Origin of the sequence: Chryseobacterium sp. (assembly GCF_029240215.1) — a bacterium.
GTDB lineage: Bacteria > Bacteroidota > Bacteroidia > Flavobacteriales > Weeksellaceae > Chryseobacterium.
In genome coordinates this window covers 834,865-861,263 of record NZ_JARBTK010000001.1, presented here as the reverse complement: position 1 = coordinate 861,263, position 26,399 = coordinate 834,865, and the positions used below count along the sequence as shown (strand labels likewise).

The window sequence follows — 26,399 nt, the reverse complement described above, 5'->3', positions numbered from 1 at the left end:
ATTATGGAAAAAGAATTACTGTTAGAATGCCAACGGAACGACCGCAATGCACAGCGGAAGGTTTACGAGAAAATGGCGGGCAAGCTGCACACAGTCTGCAAACGCTATCTTAAAAATGATGAAGATATTGAAGAAGTATTGGCAGATACTTTCTATAAGATTTTCACAAAGCTAAATCAGCTTCAAAATCACGAAATTTTTGAGGCTTGGGCGAGAAAAGTTGCCGTCAACGAATGTCTCCAAAAGTTAAGAAGTATGAAAGCTCTCAACATTTCTTTAGAAGAAGAGTTGGTAGAATCGACAGGAACTCCAACAGACAGTATTTCTTTTGAAAAAGACATTTTGAAGCTGCTCAATTTCCTTCCCGAAGGTTGCAGAGCGATTTTCAATCTGTTTGCGATTGAAGGTTATCCGCACAAAGAGATTGCAACAATGCTTTCTATAAGCGAAGGAACTTCAAAATCTCAGCTCAATTTTGCGAGAAAAAAATTGCAGGAACTCTTGGTCAATCACAACATTTAAACTTTTACACAATGGAAAACAATCACGATATAGATAAAAAATTCAATGAGGCTTCTCATTCTTTGGAAGAACCTACGACTTTTCCTGGTTTTGATAAAGTTTGGGCAAAAGTGGAGGAGAAATTAGATAAAAAAGAAGAAAAGAAAAAAGTAATTCCAATCTGGTTTCCTTATGGAATCGCAGCGAGTTTGATTATTGGTTTGGGAGCATTTTACTTTATTAATAAAAATAATGTTTCTGAAATTAATAAACCTCAAATTGCTCAAAATACTATTTCACCAAAAGTAAATCCTAAAGTTCAGGTAATTGATAGTACTGTAAAATCTAATATTGAAAAGGAAATTGCTGTTGTACATTCTCAAAAAGAAAATCAAGTTTTAGTTTATTCAAATGTAGTTCCTGAACCTGTAAAAGCTCCAATTATTTTAGTTCCACAACAAGGAGATTATAGAGTTGCAAGTAACCCAAATTATATGGAACCAGATCATGACGGAGTTTTAGATAAAGATGATGAGCCGCAAGAGATGAGAGAAGTTGTTGTAACAGGTGCTTTAGGAATTAGAAAAAGACAAGATGCGACATCATCCTCAACTCAGATTTCAAATTCTAATGTAGTTCAATCTTTACAAGGTAGTGTTGCAGGAATTAAGATTTCAAGTAATAATAATGGGTGGCTTAATAATCAATCATACAACAATAATCCGTTAAATTCTCTTCAAGGACAAATACCAAGTAGTCCGATTCTTTCGAAAAGTCTGCCACAAAATATTGTCATTAGAGGGGTTTCAAGTTTAAATGGGAATAATCAGCCTCTCATTATAATCGATGGTGTTGTTGCAAACCAAAGTGCTTTAACAAAGTTGAATCCTCAGCAGATAAAAAGCGTAGATGTTTTAAAAGAAGCAGCACTAACCGCTCTTTATGGAAGCCGTGCCACCAATGGAGTAGTCGTTGTTACCACCAAAAAACTTTCGAGAAAAGAAAGAAAAGCACTCAAGCAAATTCAAAAAATTCAGGACAGCATTTCAAAATCAAAGCAGATTCAACAATATAATTCTGAAGAATACGATGCTTTCGTTGAAAATCCTTTTGAACTGACAAAAAACCAATCGGTTTCTACTTTCTCGGTTGATGTCGATAAAGCAGCTTATTCCAATATTCGAAGAATGATTAATAATGGTGAAATCGTGAATAAAAATGCGGTGAGAATCGAAGAGATGATCAACTATTTTAAATACAATTATCCCCAACCGAAAAATGATCAGCCTTTTTCAATAAATACAGAATACAATGATGCACCTTGGAATCCTAAACACAAATTGCTGAAAATAGGTCTTCAGGGAAAAAATATTCCGATGGATAAATTACCAAGTTCAAATTTTGTTTTTCTGATTGATGTTTCAGGTTCGATGAATGAAGCGAATAAATTACCGTTGCTCAAATCGTCTTTCAAAGTTCTTTTAGATGAATTAAGACCACAAGACAAAGTCGGGATCGTAGTCTACGCAGGAAGCGCAGGAATGGTTTTACCACCGACTTCAGCTAAAGAGAAAAATAAAATAATTGAAGCTTTAGACAAACTTCAGGCAGGTGGAAGTACAGCAGGAGGACAAGGAATCGAACTGGCATATAAACTTGCCCAGGAAAATTTTATCAAAGGTGGAAATAACCGAGTTATTATTGCAACAGACGGAGATTTCAATGTAGGAGTATCTTCGACAGGCGATCTTCAAACCTTGATTGAAGAAAAAAGAAAATCCGGCGTATTTCTTACCTGTTTAGGTTTCGGAATGGGGAATTTTAAAGACAACCGAATGGAAACTTTGGCCAATAAAGGTAACGGAAATTATGCTTACATCGACAATATGCAGGAAGCCAATAAGTTTCTTGGAAAAGAGTTTGCGGGAAGTATGTATGCGATTGCCAAAGATGTGAAAATTCAGATTGAGTTTAATCCGAAATATGTGAAATCTTACCGTTTGATTGGTTATGAAAACCGAAAATTGAAGAATGAAGATTTTACCAACGATAAAATTGATGCAGGAGAATTGGGAAGCGGACATACTGTAACGGCTTTATATGAAGTCATTCCAACTGATGTAAAATCTGAATTTTTACCAAAAGAAAATGATTTAAAATATACTAAAAACACAAATGATGAAAATTTTAATGACGAAATGGCTACCGTGAAATTCAGATATAAAAAACCTGACGGAGATACAAGTTCAGAAATCGTTCAGGTGGTGAAAAATTTAAATGAAACCATTTCTTCAGCAAGTGACGACTTTAAATTTGCCTCTTCTGTAGCTTGGTTTGGATTGGTTTTAAGGAATTCTGATTTAATTAAAAACAAAAATCTAATTGACATTGAAAAACTTTCTAAGAAAGGAAAAGGAAACGATGAGGAAGGTTACAGATCAGAGTTTATAAGATTGTTGGAAACTTATAAAACCATTCAAAAATAAGATGTTATCAAAAGAAATTTCTTCGGAGATTTCTTTTTTTTAACAAAATAAACTTTCAAATATTATTGAAAATTCAAAAACTATGATTATATTTGTAGTAGAAAATCGACAAAACAAAATAATTAAAAGAAATGAAACTTTCAGAAGCCAAAGAAAAATACATTCAGACTTGGGGAACATTCGCAACGAGCTGGGGAATCAACCGTACAATGGCACAGGTTCATGCTTTACTTTTGGCAAATGGAAAACCGCTTTCTACAGATGAGGTCATGGAATTGCTTGAAATCTCAAGAGGAAACGCCAATATGAATCTCCGTGCTTTGATGGATTGGGGAATTGTGAAAAAAGAGTTTATCAAAGGTGACCGAAAAGAATATTTCATTGCCGAAAAAGATGTTTGGTTTTTGTTTAAACAGATTACAAAAGAGCGAAGAAAGAGAGAAATAGAGCCAGTTGTAGCATTTCTAGAAGAATTAAAAAACATTGAAGACAACAATTCTGATGAAGCAAAAGAATTTATCAAATTGATGGATGATTTTAGCAATGTCACAAGCAAAATCAACAATATTATGGATCTCGCTATAAAAAGCGATGATCATTGGCTGGTCGGAAAGATCACCAATTTATTAAAATAGAAAGGACTTCAAAATCCTTTTTTATTTCAAATTAACTTTCAATAATTACTGAAAATATTATAATTATGAAAAACTCAATTATTCATTTAATCCTAATTTTTTATTTCGGAGGAAAAACAAAAAGAATAACTTTTTAAAATTGAATATCATGAAAACACTTTTAAACATGAATTAAAGATTCAAATCATAACGGTTTTAATATTTGTTGTCACTTTAGCACAATATATTTATTTCGGAAACGACATTTTTTCTCAGATTATGATCATTGAATTTTTTATTTTGGCGATCGTACAATATACTTTGAATATTATTAAATTTTTCAACAATAACTTTACCAATGACGAATCTCGAAAATTATATATGTTTCTGTCAACTTTTGTCGTTGTAGGTTTTCTTAGTTGGAGATTGGCTTTTGTTTTTGATTGGAATGATTTTGAAAATTTTTCGGGAATGTTAGTTTTAACATGGATGTTTCTTACGCCATTGTTGATTTTTCAATCTCTATGGATAAGTTGGTTTGATTCAAAAAACAAGATTAAAAAACAAGATTTAATTGATTGAAATTTCTTAAAACCATTAAACTAAGGGAAAATGAATCATACAGATTTAATCAAAAAACAGCGGAATTATCTGATTAAAAATTAAATATTTAACCATTTTAAATGATATTATTTTAAATAATTCAAAAACAAAAAATTATGAATTTCCTGAAAGCCGAATGGCGAAAATTAGCAATCATCAATTACGAAATAAATCCTGAAATCTTAATTAAATATCTCCCAAAAGGTACTGAAATCGATTTCTATAAAGGTAAATGTTATGTAAGTCTTGTAGGTTTCATGTTTTTAAATACCAAATTATTAGGACTTCCGATTCCTTTTCACAGAAATTTTGAGGAAGTAAATCTTAGATTTTATGTAAAGAAAAAAGAAGGAAACGAGTGGAAAAGAGGTGTGGTTTTCATCAAAGAAATTGTTCCGAAACCGGCTTTGAGTTGGGTGGCAAATTCTGTTTATGGAGAAAACTACAAAACGATGCGCATGAAAAATCATATACAGCATACTGAAAATGATTTTATGATCAAATATTCATGGAAAGACAAAAGTTGGCATTCTATCGAAATAACCGCTGATAATAAAGCCTTTCCTATCGAAAATGATTCAGAATTTGAATTTATCACAGAGCATTATTATGGCTTTACAAAAAGATTCAACAAAACTTCAGAATATGAAGTCTGTCATCCAAAATGGGATTGGTATAAAGTTAAAAATCATCAGGTGGAAATTTGTTTTAACAAGATTTACGGAAAAGATTTTGAATGTTTAAATCATCAGAAACCACTTTCTGTAATGCTCGCAGAAGGTTCCGGGATCATAGTTAAAACTAAGAAGTACTTGGTTTAGGTAAAATCTTCAGATAAAATTCAGTTAATTGACTGTAAGAATATTTTTGCTGGTTCATCAAATCATGATTAAATTAGCAAAAACTAAACTTTATGTTAAGTAAAAAAACGAAAACCATATTTTTCTCGTCACTTTTACTCTCATCCACTTTTTTTTCACAGGCTCACAATGTTTCGGAAGGCTACCAAAAACCGACTGATCCGCTTGTTGTCCAAAATCTTGAAAACTGGCAGGATTTAAAATTCGGATTGTTTATGCATTGGGGAACATACAGCCAATGGGGAATTGTCGAAAGTTGGAGCCTTTGTCCTGAAGACGAACCATGGACACAACGTAAGCCCGAACACGGAAAAGCTTACAATGAATATGTGAAAAACTATGAAAATCTTCAGACGACTTTCAATCCAACTCAATTTAATCCACAAAAATGGGCAGATGCTGCAAAAAAGGCAGGAATGAAATATGTAGTGTTCACAACAAAACATCACGATGGCTTTGCCATGTTTGATACACAACAGTCTGATTATAAGATTACCTCATCAAAAACTCCTTTTTCCAAAAATTCGAAAGCGGATGTGACAAAAGAGATTTTCGATACATTCCAAAAAGAAGGCTTCAAAATCGGAGCCTATTTTTCAAAACCGGATTGGCATTCTGATGATTATTGGTGGTCGTATTTTCCGCCAAAAGACAGAAATGTGAATTATGATCCTAAAAAATACCCCGAAAGATGGAATAATTTTAAAAATTTCACATTTAATCAGTTAAATGAAATCACTTTAAACTACGGTAAAATTGATATTCTTTGGTTGGATGGAGGTTGGGTTCGTCCATTTAATACCATTGATCCAAAAGTGGAATGGCAAAGAACGATCAAGGTTGAACAGGATATTGATATGGATAAAATCGGAACAATGGCTCGAAAAAATCAACCCGGAATTATCATTGTAGACCGCACGGTTCCCGGAAAATGGGAAAATTATGTGACACCCGAACAAGCCGTTCCTGAGCACGCACTTTCGATCCCGTGGGAGAGCTGTATCACGATGGGAGATTCGTTTTCTTATGTTCCGAATGACAATTATAAATCTTCTCAGAAAATCATTGAAACTTTAGTGAAAATCATTTCGAGAGGCGGAAATTACCTGATGAATATCGCTCCCGGACCAAACGGAGATTATGACCCGATTGTTTACGAAAGATTAAATGAAATCTCAACTTGGATGGATAAAAATCAGTCCGCAGTTTTTGCAACGAGAGCGGTGGCACCTTATCATGACGGTAATTTTTATTATACGCAAAGTAAAGATGGGAAAACAGTGAATATTTTTCACTTGGATGAAAAAACAAATTATCAATCTCCGTCAACTTTAAATTTTTCCATTCCTGAAAATTTTAAACCAAAATCATTGAACGTGTTAGGAGTTTCTTCTAAAATTCAATGGAAAAAATCTGGAAACTCAATTGAAATTAATTTACCCAGGGAAAGAACTCAATTACAATATTCAACCGTAATTAAGATTACGCAATAGTTGAAATTGTAAACTAATTGTATATTAAAATGACTTAGGAAATCGGAGCGTTAGGAAAATAAAGTCTGTGAACGTTAAGAAAATTCTACTGTTTGAGCGCGACACAAATGTTGAACTGAAAAAGCAACATAAAATTCGCACGAGTTTTAGAATTTTTAGAGAACAGATTTTATTTTTAGCGGAGAGTTTCAAGTCTTGAATTTTTGGTTCTTTTGTTTGACTTCGTCGAATCTTCGATTTCAAGACAAAAGAACAATAATTAAATCAAATTATTTATGTGCTTTAAATTTCGTTTTAAAATCATAGCAATTTCATTATTGAGTTCTGTAATTATTTCAGCTCAAAAACCATTATATAAAGATCCGAAACAACCAATAGAAACAAGAGTTCATGATTTGCTGAAAAGAATGACACCAGAAGAAAAATTCTGGCAGTGTTTTATGATCCCCGGAGATTTGGACAATGTTCCGGAAGGCCAATATTCCCACGGAATCTTCGGATTGCAGATAAGTGCAGGAAATCAAGGCGGTGGCGTTGCCGGACAATTGTTGAAATATAACGCAAATGAAGATGCGGAAAGATTAACCAAAAAGATCAACGCGATTCAAAAATATTTTGTTGAAGAATCAAGATTGGGAATTCCCATTATTCCTTTTGATGAGGCTTTACACGGATTGATGCGTGAAGGAGCAACGGCTTTTCCGCAGGCGATTGGTTTGTCAGCAACCTTCAATCCTGAATTGATGAAAGAAGTTTCGACAGCTATTGCCAAAGAATCAAGATTAAGAGGAATTCGTCAGATTCTGACACCGGTTGTGAATTTGGCGAGTGATGTTCGATGGGGAAGAACAGAGGAAACGTACGGTGAAGACCCATTTTTGACTTCGGTGATGGGAGTGAATTTTGTCAGTTCTTTTGAAAATCAGGGAATTATAACGACTCCAAAACATTTTTTAGCGAATGTCGGCGAGGGTGGAAGAGATTCATATCCAATTCATTGGAGCAAAAGATATTTGGAAGAAACATATTTAATTCCTTTTCAAAAAGCCTTCACACAAGGCAAAAGCAGATCGGTGATGACTTCTTATAATTTGTTGGACGGACGACCTTCAACGGCAAATCATTGGTTGCTGACCGAAAAATTAAAAAATGAATGGTATTTTAAGGGATTTGTGATTAGCGATGCAAGTGCAGTTGGTGGATCAAACGTTCTGCATTTTACGGCAAAAGATTACGATGATGCTTCTGCACAGGCGATAAATGCGGGACTTGATGTGATTTTCCAAACGGAATACAATCATTATAAATTGTTTATTCCGCCATTTTTGGATGGAAGAATTTCTCAGGAAAGAATTGATGATGCGGTTTCAAGGGTTTTGAGGGCAAAATTTGAATTGGGTTTGTTTGAAAATCCTTACGTTTCTGATGCAGCTATTTCAGAATTAAAGAAATTAAATCACAAACCGTTAGCCGAAAAAACCGCCATTGAATCTTTTGTTTTGCTTCAAAATAATAATCAGACGCTTCCGATTTCGGAAAATGTTAAAAAGATTTTAGTGGTCGGAACTGATGCTGTTGATGCGAGATTAGGCGGTTATTCAGGGCCGGGAAACAAGAAAGTGAGTATTTTAGATGGGATTAAAAATTTCGTTAAAAATAAAAATATTGAAGTCAATTATTCCAAAGGAATTGACTGGAATTTGAAGGATTTCACGACCGTTTCAACTGAGTTTTTATCTTCAGAAAATCAAAAAGGTTTGAAAGGAAATTATTTTTCCAATTCAGATTTAAAAGGAAACCCCGTTTTTGAAAAACAGGACGAACAATTGAATTTCAAATGGACTTTATATTCTCCAAATCCTGAAAAACTGCAACCCGACAATTACAGTGTTCGCTGGACTGGAAAATTGGAGGCTCCAAATTCAGGAAAATATCAGCTTGGATTACGTGGAAACGACGGTTTCAGATTGTATTTAAATGGAAAATTAATGATCGACAATTGGGAAAAGTTGAGTTATTCAACCAAAACTGTTGACATAGATTTTGTGAAAGGTCAAAAATCTGATATTGTTGTTGAGTTTCATGAAAATAGAGGAGAAGCAAACATCGAACTGATCTGGAACTATGGATTGAATGATTACCAAAAAGACTTTAATGATGCTTTAAAATTGATTCAAAATGCAGATAACATCATCATTGCAGCAGGAATTCATGAAGGTGAATTTCAGGATCGTTCTTCGTTGAGTCTTCCCGGAAATCAGGAACAATTTATTCACGAAGTTTCAAAATTAAATAAACCTACAACAGTAGTTTTGGTTGGCGGTTCTGCCATAAAAACTACGAATTGGAAGGACAAAGTAGGAGCCATTTTAGATGTTTGGTATCCCGGAGAGGAAGGTGGAAATGCGGTGGCAAAAGTGCTTTTCGGATCAGAAAATCCTTCCGGAAAATTACCAATTACGTTTCCGATTGAGGAAGGACAGTTGCCTTTAACGTACAATCATCACCCGACCGGACGCGGAAATGATTATTATGATTTGAGTGGTGAACCATTGTATCCGTTTGGTTTTGGTTTAAGTTACACGACTTTTGAAATTTCTGATTTAAAATTAAACAAAAACCAATACTCTGAAAACGATACCATCGTTGCTAAAGTGAAGGTGAAAAACACAGGTTCAAAAGCGGGAAGTGAAGTCGTTCAATTGTATGTAAAAGATTTGGTGGCTTCGGTTTCAAGACCTATTATTGAATTGAAGGGCTTTCAGAAAGTGTATTTAAAATCTGGAGAATCAAAGCAGATTTCAATTGAAGTCCCTGTAAAAGAATTGCAGTTTTTAGACGAAAAAATGAATTGGATCGTTGAAAAAGGAAACTACGGAATTATGGTTGGAAATTCTTCTAAAAACCTGCCTTTAAAGCAAAATCTTGAAGTTGAATAATACCTCTTGATAATGTGGTATGATATATGTAATGTTTATCATGAATCTGAATGAAATAATTTAAATCATTCAAAAAATAAAATGTCATGAAAAAGTTACTAATATCAACTGTATTGTTATTTGGATTATCAATGAGTGTATATGGACAAAAACGTCCGCCTGCTCCGCCACATCCGTCAAAAACGGAGCTGACAAACAGTAAATCCCGCGAATTACAAAAAAGATACAATGCAGAGAAAAAGCTCATAATGAATCATCCGATTGCAACCAAAAAGATGAAGCAGGAGCAATTGAAAGCTTTGAATTTAAGATATCAGAATGAAAAGAAATTACTGAGAAGTGCAAGGTAATATCAATTTCAAGTTAATAAATAAAAAAAGAGAATGTTTTTGCGTTCTCTTTTTTTGTTTAAAATTAAACTGTAAAACTTTGTTTCTGCTAAAAATAATTTAAACATTCTAATCTTATTTTATCTCATGAAAGCTGTTATGAAGCTTTAAAGGAATAGTTTTTGTTCGTGAAATGTAGAAATTTCAATAATCTGTCAAATCACTCAATAAAATTTATGAAAAAATTTATTCTACCTATTGTAATTGCGCTGGTTGTAAGTTGCAAAGACAAGAAAAGTTCTGAAAATATGCAGAAAGACGTGGTTAAAACCGAAACCGATACTTTACAGTTACCTGCTCCGGACGAAAAAAGTGCTAAAAATAAATTCAGTAATGTTATTGGATGGCCATCGGGAAAAACTCCAGTTGCCCCTGAAGGATTTACAGTGACAAGATTTGCGGAAAATATTAAAAGTCCACGTAACATGATTCAGGCTTCAAATGGCGATATTTTTGTGGTGCTTTCCAATTCTGAACGTACAACAAAAGAAAAGATCAAAAATGATATCAGCGGAAAAAGTGATGCCGAAGTTGGCGGAAAATCAGCGAACAGAATTATTCTTTACAGAGATGCCAATAAAGACGGAGTTGCAGAATCTTCTTCTGTTTTTCTTGATAATTTAAATCAACCTTACGGAATGCTGATTATTAAAGATCAATTTTATGTGGCAAATACTGACGGGCTTTGGGTTTATCCATACAAAGAAGGCGAAACAAAAATAACAAAACCTGGTAAGAAAATCGTCAATCTTCCGGCGGGAGGATATAATAATCACTGGACGAGAAATTTAATTTCAAATAAAGACAATTCTAAAATCTATATTTCGGTAGGGTCGGGAAGTAATGTTGGAGAAAACGGAATGGAGTATGAGGTACGGAGAGCTAATATTTTAGAAGTGAATCCTGACGGAAGCGGAGAAAAAATATTTGCAGCAGGACTTAGAAATCCAGTAGGAATGAGTTGGAATCCCACAACCGGAGAATTATGGACGGTCGTGAATGAAAGAGATGAATTAGGAGATGAGCTGGTTCCCGATTATTTGACAAGTGTGAAAAAAGATGCTTTCTACGGATGGCCTTATTCATATTTCGGGAAACATGAAGATCCTAGAAGAAAAGGAGAAAAACCTGATTTGGTTGCAAAAGCAATTGTTCCGGATGTCCCTTTGGGATCTCATACCGCATCTTTGGGATTGACATTTTATACAGGACAAAAGTTCCCCGAAAAATATAAAAATGGAGCTTTTATCGGACAGCACGGCTCTTGGAACCGTTCGTCTTTGGTAGGTTATCAGGTTGCTTTTGTACCATTTAAAAACGGCAAAGCGGCAGGAAGTTTTGAACCATTCCTGACTGGTTTTATTGCGGATAAAGATAAAGGTGATGTCTATGGAAGACCGGTCGGCATTTTACAGATCGCAGACGGATCTTTACTCGTTGCAGATGATGTCAGCGGAATTGTCTGGAGGGTTTCCTACAACAAGGATAAGTAAAAAAACAGCAAAAGCAACTTGGTAGAGTTGCTTTTCGTTTTCGTCAATATTTTTCCTTAAATTCGCATAAAAATTTTAAGCTAATGAATTACGATATTATTGTCATCGGAAGTGGTCCTGGTGGATATGTTACAGCAATCAGAGCGGCACAGTTGGGTTTCAAAACCGCAATTATCGAGAAAGAAAATTTAGGAGGAATCTGTCTTAACTGGGGATGTATTCCAACGAAAGCTTTGTTGAAGTCGGCTCAGGTTTTTCATTACATCAATCACGCTGAAGATTATGGTTTAAATAAAGTGGAAGCTAGTTTTGAGTTTCCGAATGTGATCCAGAGAAGCCGTGGTGTTGCTTCTAAGATGAGCAAAGGAATTGAGTTCTTGATGAAAAAGAACAAAATTGATGTAATTCTTGGTACAGCTAAAGTTCAGAAAGGGAAAAAAGTTTCTGTGACTGATAAAGAAGGTAAAGTAACTGAATATACAGGAACAAACATCATTATCGCTACAGGAGCCCGTTCTAGAGAATTACCAAACTTGCCTCAAGACGGTAAAAAAGTAATCGGATACAGACAGGCATTGTCTCTTCCTGAGCAGCCAAAATCTATGATCGTTGTTGGTTCTGGAGCTATTGGAGTTGAGTTTGCTGATTTCTATAATACAATGGGTACGAAAGTTACGGTTGTTGAATTTTTACCAAACATTGTTCCTGTGGAAGATGAAGAAATCTCAAAACACTTAGAGAAATCTCTGAAAAAATCAGGCATTGACATCATGACTAACGCATCTGTTGAAAGCGTGGACACAAGCGGAAACGGTGTGAAAGCTACTGTAAAAACTGCAAACGGAAACGTAACTCTTGAAGCTGATATTTTATTGTCTGCAGTTGGAATTGCTGCAAACATTGAGAACATCGGTCTTGAAGAAGTGGGAATTCAGACAGATAAAGGTAGAGTTTTGGTTAACGAATGGTACGAAACTTCAGTTCCTGGTTACTATGCGATCGGAGATATCATCCCGACTCAGGCTTTAGCGCACGTTGCTTCTGCTGAAGGAATCACTTGTGTAGAAAAAATCAAAGGCTTGCACGTTGAGAAAATCGACTATGGCAATATTCCCGGATGTACTTACTGTCACCCTGAAGTAGCATCTGTTGGTCTTACTGAAAAGCAGGCTAAAGAAAAAGGTTACGAAATCAAAGTTGGTAAATTTCCTCTTTCTGCAAGTGGAAAAGCTACTGCAAACGGAAATACTGACGGTTTCATCAAAGTAATTTTCGATGCTAAATACGGAGAATGGTTAGGTTGTCATATGATTGGTGAAGGCGTTACCGATATGGTTGCTGAAGCTGTGGTTGCAAGAAAACTGGAAACTACAGGTCACGAAATCATCAAATCTATTCATCCGCATCCAACGGTTTCTGAAGCGATTATGGAAGCTGCTGCTGCTGCATATGGTGAAGTGATTCACATTTAATTTTAAAGTATAATTTATTATATATCTAAAGCTCAGATTCTGTCTGGGCTTTTTTACTCTATATTTATGAAGACAAGATTCATTTTATTATTTTCTCTATTTTCAGTATTCTTATTTTCTCAAGAACAAAATGACAAAGGTTTTTTCTCTACGGAATATATATTAAAAAACACTCAGGATACAATAAAAGCTAAAGTCAGAAACATTGGTAAATTCAGTAATAAGAAGTATTACTTTGCCACGATCATGTTTAAGATGAAAATGAGAGATTCTAACGGAAATGAAATCTGGGTGCAGCCGAATGATATTAAATATATCAAAATCACTGATGAGAACAATCTGAAACACGAATATTTTGCTTCATCAGGGAGACTTCCAAAAGAACAAGGACTCATCGAAATTTTGTACGAAGGGAAAAATATAAACTGGTACAAAGATTATCACAATCCAACGTTGGCTATGCAGCTGGAAATAAAAGGCTATATTACAGATAATAATAAAAATATTCTTTATTGGGGCTTCTTTGATGATCTAAAACGTAAATTTAGAATCATATTTAAAGATTATCCGGATTTGGAACTCAGATTAAAATCAGCGAATACAGAAGAAGATTTTGTAAAGCTCTTACGTTTGTACGATGCTAAAATCAGTAAGTCTTAAAATTTGTATTTGCTGTTAAAATTTTGATTAATTAGTTACGCATAATAATTAACATGAATAGAGTGAAATTTCCAGAGAGTTTTCTTTAAATTTATTCAATGAATTTTGAAAAAACAGGATTGGTTTTATCGGGAGGCGGTACAAAAGGTATTGCTCATGCAGGAGTTTTAAAATTCCTGAGCGAGAAAAATATTGATATTGATATTCTTTCATGTTGCAGTGCAGGATCCATTGTCGGTTGTCTTTATGCAATCGGAAAAAAGCCTGAAGAAATTTTAGATTTCTTTCAATCTATCTATTTTTTTAACTGGAAACATTTTACTTTTAATCAACCCGGATTGGTTTCCTCCATTATTTTTGCCAATTATCTCAAACCTATTTTTCAGGATATGAAAATTGGTGATCTGGATAAAGAAGTGAGAATTGTTGCTACAGAATTGGTTTCCGGAACCGAAAAAGTATTCGATAAAGATTTTAAAGTCATTGATGCGATGATTGCTTCCTGCTCAATTCCCGGAATTACAACGCCTTATATTTTGGGTGAAGAAATGTATTGTGATGGAGGGGTTCTCAATAACTTTCCGGCAGATATTATCAGAAATGACTGTGATAAATTGATTGGCGTATTTGTTTCGCCACCTCATGATATTAAAATTACTGATCTTAAAACTATTAAATCTATTGTTTCACGATCATTCGATTTGTTTTCCTACAGAGTTGAAAAAGTGAAATTTGAATATTGTGACTGGCTTATTTCCTCAAAAGACCTTTCCGCTTTTGGAAATTTTGAAAGAAAAAAAGATCGTCTCGAACAAATTTACAACATTGGTTATGAAGCTGCTAAAAACAGCTATTCTGAAAGTGATTTTGTGAAAGAACTGAAAAATTAAATTTATTTCACAAAAACATCCGTAAACTCAAAAATTTTACCGTTAAACAAGCCTTTATCACTCAGTTTTAGTTCAGGAATTACCAAAAGTGCCATAAAAGATAAGCTCATGTAAGGCGCTCTCAGTTTACTTCCTAATTCTTTAGCTCTTCGATCTAATTTAATGTATAATTCAGCGACTTCTTCAGCAGGAAGATCGGTCATAATTCCGGCAATAGGTAATTCCAAAACCAATTCTTCAGCTTCTGTCGCTAAAGAAATTCCTCCCTTTGCTTTAATCACTGCATTAACAGCTTTACAGATATCTTCATCATTAGTTCCTACAACAACGATATTATGACAATCGTGGGCAACACAAGATGCGATTGCACCACTTTTTAAACCAAAATTTTTAATAAAAGCAGTTGCGACAGGTGCGTCATTGTAACGATTCACAACGGCAATTTTCAGAATGTCTTCTTTAATATTTGATTCAGCAAATCCCTCAATTACTAAAGTTTCTGCTTGAATTTCGTGCGTAATTAATTGTCCGTCTAAAGCTTCTATTACCCGAATTTTTTCACCTTCACTTTTAATTTTAAAATCAGAAGGTTGTTTCATATTGCAATTAAAATTATTCACAATCGGGGCTTCAACAGATTCAATAAATGATTTTCCGTTCTCTGCTACCAATTCTCCATTGATGTACGTTTTTAAAATATTAAGATCATTAATATTATCAATTTCAATAAAATCTGCATTGTCTCCAACTTTTAATAGACCAATCGGTAAATGATAGTGATTGATAACATTGTAAGAAGCCGCACGCAAAACGTCGTATAAATCGTGACCTTCTTTCAAAGCACGTTTTACATGATCGTTGATATGAGATTCAATCAAATTATCAGGATGTTTGTCATCACAACAGAACATGATCTGCTCTGGGAAATCTTTTAATAATGGAATTAATGTATCGAAATTTTTAGCGGCACTACCTTCTCTGATCATTATTTTTACACCATGTTTCAGTTTTTCCAAAGCTTCCGTGTGACCAAAACATTCGTGATCAGTAGTTATTCCTGCATCAAAATAAGTCTTCAATCCTTCACCCATTAATCCGGGAGCGTGGCCGTCGATGGGTTTTTTATGTTTTTTTGCAGAAGCAATTTTCTTTAAAACTTCTTCATCATTATAAATCACACCAGGAAAATTCATCATTTCAGCCAGATAAACGATTTCATTTCTGCTCAATAGTTGATCAATATCATTTGAATCAATTATTGCTCCTGCTGTTTCAAATTGAGTTGCGGGAACACATGAAGGAGCTCCAAAATAAAAGTGAAACGGAACTTGCTTGGCGTTGTGAATCATATAATCTACACCGGTAACTCCTAAAACATTGGCGATCTCATGAGGATCGGAAATCGTTCCTACAGTTCCGTGTTTTACGGCAATTCGGGCAAATTCTGACGGGACAAGCATACTGCTTTCTATATGAACATGAGCATCAATAAATCCCGGTAAAATATATGTATCTAAGTTTTCCTCAATTTTTTTTACTGAAGTGATTTTTTTATTTGAAATGACAACCTCAGCAGAGTAAGTTTCCTTTGAAATGATGTCTATTAAATTGGCTTTAACTGTAAATTCCATTGTGCTTTTATTAAAATGAAAAATTCCTAATCGTGAAAATTAGGAATTTATTATTTGATTTTTTAATTAAATTTAATTTTTTACAACCCTTCCGTCCTGTTTTACCACAATTTTTCCATCAATATCGGTAACAATCAATGTGTACGGTGGTTTTGTTGCAGAATCTGTAAGATAATTTCTGTACACTTTATAGCTGTAATTATTATTGTTGAACTCGTAATAATAATTTCCTCCACTTCCGTCTGGAATAATTTCTCCGTCAGAAATAATCATACTTGGTTTGGCAGTAATTTTTGTATTTGCACCCCACGATTGATAGAGATAATTTCCATTAGGTTGTTTATCGATTCTTATTTTAAACTTTTTAGTTTTAATAATAACCGTTTTCGGAATTTTTTCCTGATCTTTTTCCCCTCTGTTATTCTTGATTTCTTTAGGCAAATCAGAAATATTATCATCTTTTATCACCTTTGCAAAAGATAAAAAGGGTACTAATGTTGCGCACAATATAATTTTCTTAATCATTTTTGTCGATGTATTTTAAGATTATTGTACCGGAATGTTATCAAATTTAGAGCCAATTACAAAATATTTTCTGTCTGTGTATAGCTCGCAAAAGCTTCTTCTAAACTATCGAATTTTCCTTTGAACTCTTCAACTGCGCAATCCTGTAAGATATTTCCTTTGTGAATCAAAATCACTCGTGAACACAATGCTTCAACTTCCTGCATAATGTGCGTGGAAAGCAATACCGTTTTTTCTTTACCAATCTCTTTCACCACATTTCTGATTTCAATGATCTGATTAGGATCTAAACCGTTTGTTGGTTCGTCTAAGATCAATAAATCCGGCTGATGAATGATCGCCTGAGCCAAACCTACTCTTTGCTTATATCCTTTCGAAAGCTGTCCGATTTTTTTTGATTTTTCCGGAGTAATTCCTATCAATTCAATCACTTCATCTACTCTTTCTTTAGAAATTTTGTGAATATTTGCCACAAACTGCAGATATTCTTTCACATACATTTCTAGATATAAAGGATTGTTTTCAGGAAGAAAACCGATGTTTCTTTTGCTTTCAATTTCATTTTCCGAAATGTTTTTACCATTAAAAATGATTTCGCCCTCATCAATTTTCAGAGCACCCACAATAGATTTCATCAAAGTAGATTTTCCGGCTCCGTTAGGACCGAGAAGACCGATGATTTCGTTTTTTTCAATAGAAATATTAATGTTGTTGAGAGCAGTTTGCTCAGCAAACTTTTTGGTGAGATTGATTACTTGCAGAGACATAATTTAATGATAATCTTTTTACAAAAATAAAATAAAAAAACTCATTCGCAGAGAATGAGTTGAGTATTATTAAAAAATAAAATTATTTTCTTGATTTCTTTTTAGGCGTTGCAGGCTTTGTGGCTTCAGGTGCTTCGTTTGTGTAGGTTTGTTGTGTATTCGCCACATTAGAAACGGCGGCTGCTCTTTGTGCTGGTTTATTGTACAAAGCCGCTTTTGAAGTACCGATCCCGAAAATTTTATCAATCTGCTTTTTATTTAAAAACTGTGATTTTCCTACATATTTTCTGTTTTTATTGATAAACTGAATGAATTGTACTGTCGGCTGACCGTAATTTTTTTCATAATGAAGTTCGATGATATCATTAGGAAGTTCTAAAGTGACATTTCCTACAGGTTGGTCGATAAAACCGTCAGTGACAAGTTTATAAAGCCCCATCACATCGCCATTCACATCCAAAAACGAAAATGATCTGAAGGTATTCAGATTACTGGTGTTGATATCCTGATAATTAAAAGTAAACCTGTTTTCTTTTTTATAAAGACCTACCGAGTTTTCCTTGCCGATTTCCACCAAAGTCTCATTTTTCAGAACTTTGATCTGTGAAAAAGCAGCAACACTAAATAGGCAGGTGAATAGTAGAATTATTTTTCTCATGTATTTTTGTTTTAATAATTGTGATATGGTCTTGCTAAATTAATTATTCTCCCATAAACAACAATTTTTTCTGGGACAAAAATAATATTTTTTTTTGACTTCGTTTTTTTCTATTATTAAAATTCCAGACTGGGGAAAAACAGGTATCGGGATAAAAAATACCAGGACAAGATTTGAAATGTTGTATCCTATGAAGATTTTAATCTGAATGCAGTTGACTATCTATCTGGTGAAGCCCTTTACATATACTAAGCAAATGGTGATTAATTGAGAATATAATTGCATATGTCATTTATTTAGTATATATTTGTAAAATAATAAGGCAACTGCATGATAAAAGTGAGATTTTAATTTAATCTCAAATGAATGTCAGCCGCTCAATTTTGTCATTAATATTTTAGGTGTTCTACCTTTTAAGAAGTTCGATTTTCACTCTTAAATTCTATTCATCCATATTTTTTTCTCAAAAATTATTATCGTTTTGATTTATATCAGGACACCAGGACGATTGATCCTTTAAAAACAGAATACAATAATTTTTTAATACATATACAATGCAACAAGGAACAGTAAAATTCTTTAACGATACCAAAGGATTTGGTTTTATTACTCCATCAACAGGTGGTCAAGACATTTTCGTACACACTTCAGGTTTAGTAGATAATATTCGTGAAAATGATGTCGTAACATTCGATTTACAAAATGGAAACAAAGGTGTTAATGCAGTTAACGTTAAAATAGCGTAACTTTATTAATAACCATCATATGGTACATAAAGCAGATAATTTATTTTATCTGCTTTTTTTATTTTTCTATTCAACCTAAGGCTGGATATTTGTCTTATCTCAGCTACTTAAGGAGCTATTTAGAACTGTAAATATAGTTTGTTAATTGTTTAATAAAGCAAGTTAATCAAGCAATCTTTTTCAGATTTACCTTTTTGTTAAATCTATTATTTAAGATCATAATCAATCAAATGAAACTCCCAAAAATAAAAGAATTGCAACCACGAATAAAATTGCGATGATCAAATACATGATATAGCTTAAAATACTTCGTGAAAGGATCTCTATCCATCTCATTTTAAAGAATTGTTTATTCGTCCAAAAAATTAAAATAAAATCGATGAAGAACAGGAGATTAGTAACAATATTAAAACCTGATTGATTTTTGAGAAAATACAGTACGGGTAAAAAAAGTATGTGTACTCCTAGCCGTTGAGATGTTTTAAAGGCCTCAAAAATTATAAATTCATAGAAGTTATACCCAGATTTTTTAAAAATTACGTAGGTTGTCAATGCATAAATTGGAATTGTAGTGACCACAAACCAGTAATAATGTTCAAAAACCTTTTCTAAAACCAGTCCGGAGGATTCGTCAAGATCAGAGCGATTATTGAGATCAAGCAAGTGATAGATCAAGGCATAAACCGTAGCTAAAATAATGACCATTGAAATTGGTCTGAAGTGATTCACTCGTTGTCCCGCAATATAACTTTTGATCACATGACCAGGCTCCTCAAAAAGCTTTTTCAGAGAATAGCCGATTCCTTTATCATAGTGTAGTATACCATGTTGGATGTCTTCCCAAAGGAATTCATGGTCAATACGTTTAGTTGTTGCAGACTGACCACATTGGTTACAGTATTTTCCTTCAAATATGTTTCCACAGTTCTTACAAGTTATCATACATCGAATTTTGGTTTAGCTGACTTTATTGCAAATCATAAGCTGTATTTTGGTATATATCAAAACTACAATTTATTTTCAGAAAATATAATTGTCTTATTTGTAAAGTTTAATTTAGTATCACTTTAGAGGTTAAGATAGTTATTAAGAATACATTTGATTTTCGTAAATTACAATCTCAAATCTTATCCTTTACTTTAATTATTTAAAATGAATCTTGACAAATTAGATAATCCGGCATGGTATTCATTAAGGGAAACTCATGCAAATTTTGCAGTTGACTATGAGCAGATAAAATTTTATAATCCTGATTATTGTACCTTCGGTGGTGCGTTGAATAATGAAAAAACAGAGTCTGGAATCACAACATACGCATCTTTTACCGACAAGTTTTTTGTAATTGGAAATAGACCTGATATCAATAGCAAAGTTCGAATAGAAAGTGAATTGATCTGCGATCAAATGATTCTTGATAGACGAATTGACCTTGATATTTATGAGAATATTATTGTACTTCAGACAGAAGATCAAAAAGATCAACTATTTAAGCTTGTTAATATGGTGCAGCCAGGATATTTCAAAAATAAAACTGCCGATCTGGGAAATTATTATGGGATCTACAAAAATGATCAACTAGTTGCAGTTACCGGAGAGAGAATGAAAATGGATGGATACACTGAATTAAGTGCTATTGTTACCCATCCTGAATACACAGGAAAAGGATATGCAAAACAGCTCATCGTCCACGCAAGCAATAAAATATTCAACGAATCCAAAATTCCTTACCTGCACGTTGCCGATAATAATGTTAATGCTATTAGGCTGTATGAGAAATTGGGGTTTGTGATAAGAAAGAAAATAAGTTTCTGGAAATTACTTTCAAATGAAGGATAATAAATTTTTGATAAAAAGCACTATGATTTAGGAGCTGAAAAAGAACGGAAAGAAAGTGAATTATCATCTTTTTTTCCGGTTTAGTACCGATACCGAAGAAATATCGAAACATTTGGTCGAAAATTTAGAAAGAATTTCGCAATTATTAGATTTATCATCATCGACAAAAAACTATACTCCCAACAAAGTTAGCAACTCCATAACTTATTTTATAAATGGATTCAGTAGTTACAAACTCTTTCCACCAATATATTCCATCAAACCATCTTTATAATTAGGAGCGATTACTATTTGTTCTTTTCCGATAACGACTTGATTTCTTTCGATGGCTTCTATTTTGTCGAGCGCAATGATGTACGAGCGATGAATTCTCATAAAATTTTCAGAAGGTAATTCTTCTTCCAACTTTTTCAGACTCATTAAAGTCAGAATCGGTTTTGGATTATCTTTCAGATAAATTTTCACATAATCTTTGAGACCTTCAATATAAAGCACTTCAGAAAGATTGATTTTGATCTGCTTGTATTCCGATTTCACGAAAATAAATTCCTGTTTTTTTTCTGATTTCGAACCAGAAACAGATTGTAAAGATTCAAAATGATTTCTGGCTTTTGTAGATGCATTCAAGAATTCGTTATAATCAAAAGGTTTCAGTAAATAATCGAGTGCATTTACTTTATAACCGTCAATTGCGTATTGGTCAAAAGCTGTTGTAAAAACCACTTTACTTTTTTGAGGTAACAGTTTTGAAAACTCAAGACCTGTCAAATCCGGCATTTGAATATCAAGAAAAAACAAGTCAATATCTTTATTTTCTTCCAAAAACTGCATTGCTTCGATAGCGTTATTGCATTTAGCTTTCAGCTCCAGAAAAGGCGTTTTCAGAACATAACTTTCTATGAGATTCAGGGCCATTGGCTCGTCGTCGGCAATCAGGCAGGTTATTTTTTTCATTTTCTATTTCGTTTTCAATTTCACTTCCGCAATGTACATTCCGTCATTTAAACAAGAATGAAACTCGTGCTTCTCGGGATAAAGCAAATTAAGTCTTTTCTGCAGATTCTCCACACCAATTCCCGAACCGCTTTTGTCAGTATCGGTTTTAGGAAAATTGGAGTTGGAAGCAGTGAAATGAATTTCATCCTCCAAAATTTCCATTTTAAAATTAATATCCGAAGGCTGCGTTGCAGAAACGCCGTGTTTGAAGGCATTCTCAACAATCGAAATAAACAGCAATGGTACAACTTCCAGGCTAGGAATTTTTGTTGGAAAGTTGGTGTAAACTTTAGTTTTATCATTCAATCGAAGTGACATCAAACTGATATATTTATTCAGAAAATCAATCTCCTCGGAAAGGCTTATTTTTTCAACATCGGTTTTGTACAAAAGATGTCGCATTAGTTTGCTCAGACTGTGAAGGCTTTGCTTGGCTCTATCTGGCGCAAAATCTATTAATGAATAAATATTATTGAGCGCATTGAAGAAAAAATGTGGCTGCAATTGGTATTTCAGATGCTGAAGTTCGGCTTGTAGTTTAATATTATCTGCTTCGATTTTCATTTCTTCAGCTTTCTGCATTTTTTTTCCGGAACTGATGGCAATTGAAAATGCAACAGGAATCAGATAGATCATAAAGTCTATAAAGTAACGCAACCCAACTGGAGGGTTTTTATCCCGGAAACCTTTGGGTTTCCCTTCTTCAAAAAAATCAAAAATTTCGTTCCTGAAATAAATTAAAACAAGAATTAAAGCCATATTTGTAAGAAAATAAACCGATTTTTTGTCCGAGAAAAACCATTTTATCAATACAAAATAATTGACATAAAAAATGATCGCCAAAAAAATAAGCTGCAACCAAAAATGCTGAAAAATATCTCCCCAGCTTCCTTCTGACCCTATAGAAAATGCGGCTGGAAGAAAGAATAAAACCAGCCAGATCAAAAGATGAAGGCTGATTTCGAGGCTTTTATTTTTTAGATTGAGCATTTATTTTTGATATTATTGATTATTTTTTATTTTAAAATTTAAACTTACTCAATCCTTTAAAAATTTTGGATCTGTGGAAGTTTCGAAGAAGTGAATTTAAGAATTTTCCCAGCATTGTTCTTTTTCATTATTAAAATTAAAAGTTTTTTATTCATATCTCAAAGCTGTGATAGGATCTGCCTGAGCAGCCTTTCTGGCAGGATACCATCCAAAAAACACACCAGTAATCGTACAAACTGCGAAAGATATTACAATAGAACTCATCGTAATGCTCACCGGCCAGCCTGCAAATTGTTTGATACCAAAAGTCGTAAGCAGACCAATGATGACGCCCAAAACACCTCCGGTAATTGAAATGAGAACAGATTCTATCAAAAACTGCATCAAAATATCCTTGCTTTTTGCACCAATTGCCATTCTAAGTCCAATTTCCCTGGTTCGTTCTTTTACGGAAACGTACATAATATTCATAATTCCAATCCCACCAACGATTAATGAAATACTTGCAATGGCGACCAAAAGAACAGTCAGCATCTCGCTTGTGGAACTGAATGTGGAAATAAGCTCCTGTTGGGAAGAAACATTGAAATCGTTGTCTTCATCAGGTTTTATCTTATGCTGGTCTTCCATAATTGATGTGATCTCGTTCACCGCCTGTTCAGAATTTTCTTCACTCACAGATGATGCAACAATTGACTGAAGGAACGTCTGAGCCAATATCCTTTTCTGAACTGCCGTGTAAGGCGCAATGATAATATCATCCTGATCCTGACCAAATGTGTTTTCTCCCTTTTCTTTCAAAACCCCGATTATTTTGAACGGAATATTCTTAAAACGTATCATTTTCCCGATAGGGTTTTCATTCGGGAAAAGATTTTCCTGAACGGTTTTTCCTATTACGGCAACTTTGGAATAGGCTTCCACATCGTCCTGTGTAAACATAGAACCTTCTTCCACATTCCAATCCCGGATTTTAAGATATTCCGGCGAAGCGCCATAAATGGAAGTCGGCCAGTTGTTGGATCCCGCAATACTTTGTCCGTTTCCGTTGACCAATGGTGAAATGTCTTTGATTAATTTTGCCTGAGATTTCAGAGCGTTATAATCTGCCATCGTCAAAGTCTGTGTATCGGATGCATCTGAACGAACGCCGCCCATCATTCCTGCACCGGGACGAATCGTGATTAGATTTGCGCCCATACTTGAAATGTTTTTTTTGATACTTTCTTTGGAGCCTTCTCCAATTGCCAGCATTGCAATCACGGATGCCACGCCAATGATAATCCCGAGCATCGTCAGCATTGCTCTGGTTTTGTTGAGGAGAATGGCTTTCCAGGCTATTTTTAATAAATTGGTGAAATTCATTTTTTTTGATTTTTGGTTTTTAACGCAAAGGCACTAAGATTTTTTTTCAACCTACCTTTTTTAAAGTCGCTAAGATTTTGCACTCAGCAATTAGTCTCTCGCAGATTTTTTGATTTTGCAGACTTGCGAAATCTGCTTAATTAGCGAGAGTTTTATTTAAAAAAAACTTTTTGCAAAACCGACCTCTTCATTGTCTTCTCATTTGTCGGTTTCATTTTCTTTCTTCACTGCATCTTCATTTTCGTCAGCATTTTTGGTTTTGCAAAAAGTTAACTTCATTCATTTGTGTTCACTAAATATATAAATTGAACAAGTTTCTATTTTATATTGAATTACAGCAGCCAGGCTGAACTACACAAATAATTATTCTGCTTTTGGAAGTTTTAATAATTCGTCTTTAGCAATCATTCGGTTTTGTACCAATTTGTCTTCTTTGATGATTCCGTCTCGCAAAATCACGGTTCTTTTGCTGAATCTTGCAATGTCTTCTTCGTGTGTTACGAATCCGATAGTAATTCCTTCGTCATTCAGTTGCTGAAAAAGATTCATCACTTCGTAAGAAGTTCTGGTATCGAGATTCCCTGTTGCTTCGTCTGCCAAAAGGATAATCGGATGGTTGACCAACGCTCTGGCAATCGCCACTCTCTGTTGCTGTCCGCCGGAAAGCTGGCTCGGAACGTGACTCATTCTGCTTTCCAAACCGACTTGTTTTAAGGCCTTCACAGCGCGCTCCCTTCTCTCTTCCGCCGACACTTTGGAGTTGTAGAGCAAAGGCAACTCTACATTCTCCAGCGCGCTGGTTCTGGCCAATAAGTTATAAGACTGAAATATGAATCCGATTTTCGTATTTCTGATTTCTGCTAACTGATCTTTGTTCAGACCTTTTACCAAAACCCCGTCCAGTTCGTAAGTTCCGGAGCTTGGCTGATCCAGGCATCCCAAAACGTTGAGGAAGGTTGATTTCCCCGAGCCGCTGGCTCCCATAATCGTCACAAATTCACCTTCGTTGATGGTCAAATTAATTCCTTTGAGAGCGTGAACGATCTCATCGCCCATTTTGAATTCGCGTTTCAGGTTTTCTATTTTGATGATGGGTTTCATTTGTAGTTGTTGGTTTACTGTTGATGGTTGATGGATTTTTTTAGTTGAGATTTAACGATTGATGTTCTATTAACTATCGACCGCCAACTCTTAACCAAATCAATTTCCTTTAGGCGGACCTGGGTCTGAACCAGATTTCTTGTTGTTATTACTTGGTCTTTTCGGCATAAACGGACTGCTTCCGTCTTCTGATTTTGCAACAGCTTCCTGTTGTTCTTCAAGAGATGTTACGATTTGTTCTTTTCCTGACAATCCGCTTTTTACCTGAATATTAATACCGTCATTGATTCCGATTGTGATTAATTTCTGTGAAAGACTTCCATCGTTATTTTTAATCCAAATGTATTTTTCTTTGTTTTTTCCGGTTTTGATTTCAGGGATTTTTGCTGTGATCTGATTCTGCTGATAATATTTCTTCAACATTTCCGCATCCGGACTGAAAGCAATTGCAGAAGCGGGAACCGTATTAATGTCCTTCAATTCCTGAGTATAAATCGTAATGGTTGCGGTAAGTCCTGGTTTTAATTTTTGTTCAGGATTATCTGCATCAATGATGACGGTGTAAGTCACCACATTGGATGTAGTAGTTGCCGACAAACGAACCTGACGAACACGACCACTGAATTCTTCCTGAGGATAAGCATCTACTGTGAAACTAACACGCTGACCAACTTCTACTCCGCCTATATCGGCCTCATCTACATCAGCTTCCACCTGCATTTTGGTAATGTCTTTTGCAATTTTGAAAAGTGTTGGAGTCGTCATACTCGCCTGAACGGTTTGTCCTTCTTCTACTTCTCTGCTCAGGATAATTCCGTCAATCGGAGCATAAATATTTGCATAACTCAAATTGGTTCTTGCCTGGGCCAAAGCTGTTTTTCTCTGACTTACCGTTTGCTGAGAATTTTTAACCTGGTAAGCCGCCTGTTCGTAATCTGCTTTGCTGATAACACCGGATTTGAACATATTGTTTTGACGGTTGTAATTCTGCTGGTAATAATTCAGTTCGTTAAGAGCCGCATTATATTGAGCCAAAGCATTATTCACAGATTCCTGAAGATTGGTTTTGTCCAATTCTGCCAAAAGCTGACCTTTTTTAACTTGAGAATTATAATCTGTATAAATATGATTGATGATTCCCGAAACCTGCGTTCCCACATCCACCTGGTCAACCGGTTCTACAGTTCCCGTTGCAGTAACGGAAGTCGTAACACTCTGCTTAGACATTTTTATGGTCTGAACAGCAATATTGGTTTCTTTTTTCGTTGCGAAAAATTTGTAAACGAAGAAAATAACAATTATCGAAACAAGAACAATAATGGAATTTTTGAAGTATTTTTTATATTTTGGATTCATAATCTTGATATTTTGATTCGTTTTTTTA

Annotated in this window: 24 protein-coding genes; 14 read left to right on the top strand and 10 right to left on the bottom strand. The window is 34.4% G+C overall.

What is annotated here, in order from left to right:
• The first annotated feature begins 3 nt into the window (after positions 1–3).
• The 12 genes from K0R77_RS03765 to K0R77_RS03710 all read left to right on the top strand — a co-directional run bounded on the left by K0R77_RS03765 (position 4) and on the right by K0R77_RS03710 (position 14,400).
• Positions 4–522 carry a sigma-70 family RNA polymerase sigma factor gene (locus tag K0R77_RS03765; RefSeq protein WP_300348056.1) on the top strand — a complete coding sequence of 173 codons (519 nt, stop codon included), beginning with the start codon at positions 4–6 and terminating at the stop codon, positions 520–522.
• 11 nt (positions 523–533) lie between these two features.
• A complete protein-coding gene (locus K0R77_RS03760) occupies positions 534–2,987 on the top strand; it encodes a von Willebrand factor type A domain-containing protein (RefSeq protein WP_300348055.1) in 2,454 nt (817 codons plus the stop codon).
• 131 nt (positions 2,988–3,118) lie between these two features.
• Positions 3,119–3,622 carry a GbsR/MarR family transcriptional regulator gene (locus K0R77_RS03755; RefSeq protein WP_263002549.1) on the top strand — a complete coding sequence of 168 codons (504 nt, stop codon included), beginning with the start codon at positions 3,119–3,121 and terminating at the stop codon, positions 3,620–3,622.
• Between the two features lie 258 nt (positions 3,623–3,880).
• Complete coding sequence (locus K0R77_RS03750; protein ID WP_300348054.1) at positions 3,881–4,183, top strand: hypothetical protein; 303 nt, start codon at positions 3,881–3,883, stop codon at positions 4,181–4,183.
• A gap of 137 nt (positions 4,184–4,320) precedes the next feature.
• Positions 4,321–5,025 carry a DUF2071 domain-containing protein gene (locus K0R77_RS03745; RefSeq protein WP_300348052.1) on the top strand — a complete coding sequence of 235 codons (705 nt, stop codon included), beginning with the start codon at positions 4,321–4,323 and terminating at the stop codon, positions 5,023–5,025.
• Positions 5,026–5,117: 92 nt separating this feature from the next.
• Positions 5,118–6,557: an alpha-L-fucosidase gene (locus K0R77_RS03740; protein WP_300348045.1), complete on the top strand. Its 1,440-nt coding sequence runs from the start codon at positions 5,118–5,120 to the stop codon at positions 6,555–6,557.
• Between the two features lie 275 nt (positions 6,558–6,832).
• The gene (locus K0R77_RS03735) at positions 6,833–9,496 is read left to right on the top strand and encodes a glycoside hydrolase family 3 N-terminal domain-containing protein (RefSeq protein WP_300348042.1); all 2,664 of its coding nucleotides are present in this window, start codon (positions 6,833–6,835) and stop codon (positions 9,494–9,496) included.
• Positions 9,497–9,582: 86 nt separating this feature from the next.
• Entirely contained in the window at positions 9,583–9,846 is a 264-nt protein-coding gene (locus tag K0R77_RS03730) for a hypothetical protein (protein WP_300348037.1), read from the top strand.
• Between the two features lie 215 nt (positions 9,847–10,061).
• Positions 10,062–11,378: a sorbosone dehydrogenase family protein gene (locus K0R77_RS03725; protein WP_300348034.1), complete on the top strand. Its 1,317-nt coding sequence runs from the start codon at positions 10,062–10,064 to the stop codon at positions 11,376–11,378.
• Positions 11,379–11,461: 83 nt separating this feature from the next.
• Positions 11,462–12,850, top strand: a complete 1,389-nt coding sequence (gene lpdA / locus K0R77_RS03720) for a dihydrolipoyl dehydrogenase (RefSeq protein ID WP_300348033.1) — start codon at positions 11,462–11,464, stop codon at positions 12,848–12,850.
• A 66-nt stretch (positions 12,851–12,916) separates the two neighbouring features.
• Positions 12,917–13,510: a hypothetical protein gene (locus tag K0R77_RS03715; RefSeq protein ID WP_300348029.1), complete on the top strand. Its 594-nt coding sequence runs from the start codon at positions 12,917–12,919 to the stop codon at positions 13,508–13,510.
• A gap of 98 nt (positions 13,511–13,608) precedes the next feature.
• On the top strand, positions 13,609–14,400 hold the full coding sequence (locus tag K0R77_RS03710) for a patatin-like phospholipase family protein (RefSeq protein ID WP_300348026.1): 792 nt from the start codon (positions 13,609–13,611) through the stop codon (positions 14,398–14,400).
• A 2-nt stretch (positions 14,401–14,402) separates the two neighbouring features.
• Here the strand turns inward: K0R77_RS03710 and ade are convergent, their stop codons facing one another.
• The 4 genes from ade to K0R77_RS03690 all read right to left on the bottom strand — a co-directional run bounded on the left by ade (position 14,403) and on the right by K0R77_RS03690 (position 17,981).
• On the bottom strand, positions 14,403–16,031 hold the full coding sequence (gene ade / locus K0R77_RS03705; protein ID WP_300348022.1) for an adenine deaminase: 1,629 nt from the start codon (positions 16,029–16,031) through the stop codon (positions 14,403–14,405).
• Positions 16,032–16,103: 72 nt separating this feature from the next.
• Positions 16,104–16,556: a hypothetical protein gene (locus tag K0R77_RS03700; RefSeq protein WP_300348020.1), complete on the bottom strand. Its 453-nt coding sequence runs from the start codon at positions 16,554–16,556 to the stop codon at positions 16,104–16,106.
• A 56-nt stretch (positions 16,557–16,612) separates the two neighbouring features.
• Entirely contained in the window at positions 16,613–17,323 is a 711-nt protein-coding gene (locus K0R77_RS03695; protein ID WP_300348018.1) for an ABC transporter ATP-binding protein, read from the bottom strand.
• An 82-nt stretch (positions 17,324–17,405) separates the two neighbouring features.
• Entirely contained in the window at positions 17,406–17,981 is a 576-nt protein-coding gene (locus tag K0R77_RS03690; RefSeq protein WP_300348016.1) for a hypothetical protein, read from the bottom strand.
• A gap of 554 nt (positions 17,982–18,535) precedes the next feature.
• On the opposite strand from K0R77_RS03690, the gene K0R77_RS03685 reads away from it, so the two are divergent.
• The gene (locus K0R77_RS03685) at positions 18,536–18,727 is read left to right on the top strand and encodes a cold-shock protein (RefSeq protein ID WP_139423175.1); all 192 of its coding nucleotides are present in this window, start codon (positions 18,536–18,538) and stop codon (positions 18,725–18,727) included.
• 222 nt (positions 18,728–18,949) lie between these two features.
• Here K0R77_RS03685 and K0R77_RS03680 read toward each other — a convergent pair whose 3' ends face one another.
• On the bottom strand, positions 18,950–19,669 hold the full coding sequence (locus tag K0R77_RS03680; protein WP_300348010.1) for a DUF3667 domain-containing protein: 720 nt from the start codon (positions 19,667–19,669) through the stop codon (positions 18,950–18,952).
• 210 nt (positions 19,670–19,879) lie between these two features.
• Between K0R77_RS03680 and K0R77_RS03675 the strand changes: the two genes are divergently transcribed.
• Positions 19,880–20,563: a GNAT family N-acetyltransferase gene (locus tag K0R77_RS03675; RefSeq protein ID WP_300348007.1), complete on the top strand. Its 684-nt coding sequence runs from the start codon at positions 19,880–19,882 to the stop codon at positions 20,561–20,563.
• 228 nt (positions 20,564–20,791) lie between these two features.
• Here the strand turns inward: K0R77_RS03675 and K0R77_RS03670 are convergent, their stop codons facing one another.
• The 5 genes from K0R77_RS03670 to K0R77_RS03650 form a co-directional block, all read right to left on the bottom strand.
• Positions 20,792–21,517 (bottom strand): LytTR family DNA-binding domain-containing protein, encoded by a 726-nt coding sequence (locus K0R77_RS03670; protein ID WP_300348002.1) that lies wholly within the window; start codon positions 21,515–21,517, stop codon positions 20,792–20,794.
• 3 nt (positions 21,518–21,520) lie between these two features.
• The gene (locus K0R77_RS03665; protein WP_300347999.1) at positions 21,521–22,549 is read right to left on the bottom strand and encodes a sensor histidine kinase; all 1,029 of its coding nucleotides are present in this window, start codon (positions 22,547–22,549) and stop codon (positions 21,521–21,523) included.
• Positions 22,550–22,696: 147 nt separating this feature from the next.
• Complete coding sequence (locus tag K0R77_RS03660; RefSeq protein WP_300347996.1) at positions 22,697–23,914, bottom strand: ABC transporter permease; 1,218 nt, start codon at positions 23,912–23,914, stop codon at positions 22,697–22,699.
• 363 nt (positions 23,915–24,277) lie between these two features.
• Positions 24,278–25,015 (bottom strand): ABC transporter ATP-binding protein, encoded by a 738-nt coding sequence (locus K0R77_RS03655; RefSeq protein WP_300347990.1) that lies wholly within the window; start codon positions 25,013–25,015, stop codon positions 24,278–24,280.
• A gap of 99 nt (positions 25,016–25,114) precedes the next feature.
• On the bottom strand, positions 25,115–26,371 hold the full coding sequence (locus K0R77_RS03650; RefSeq protein WP_300347987.1) for an efflux RND transporter periplasmic adaptor subunit: 1,257 nt from the start codon (positions 26,369–26,371) through the stop codon (positions 25,115–25,117).
• Positions 26,372–26,399: the final 28 nt, after the last annotated feature.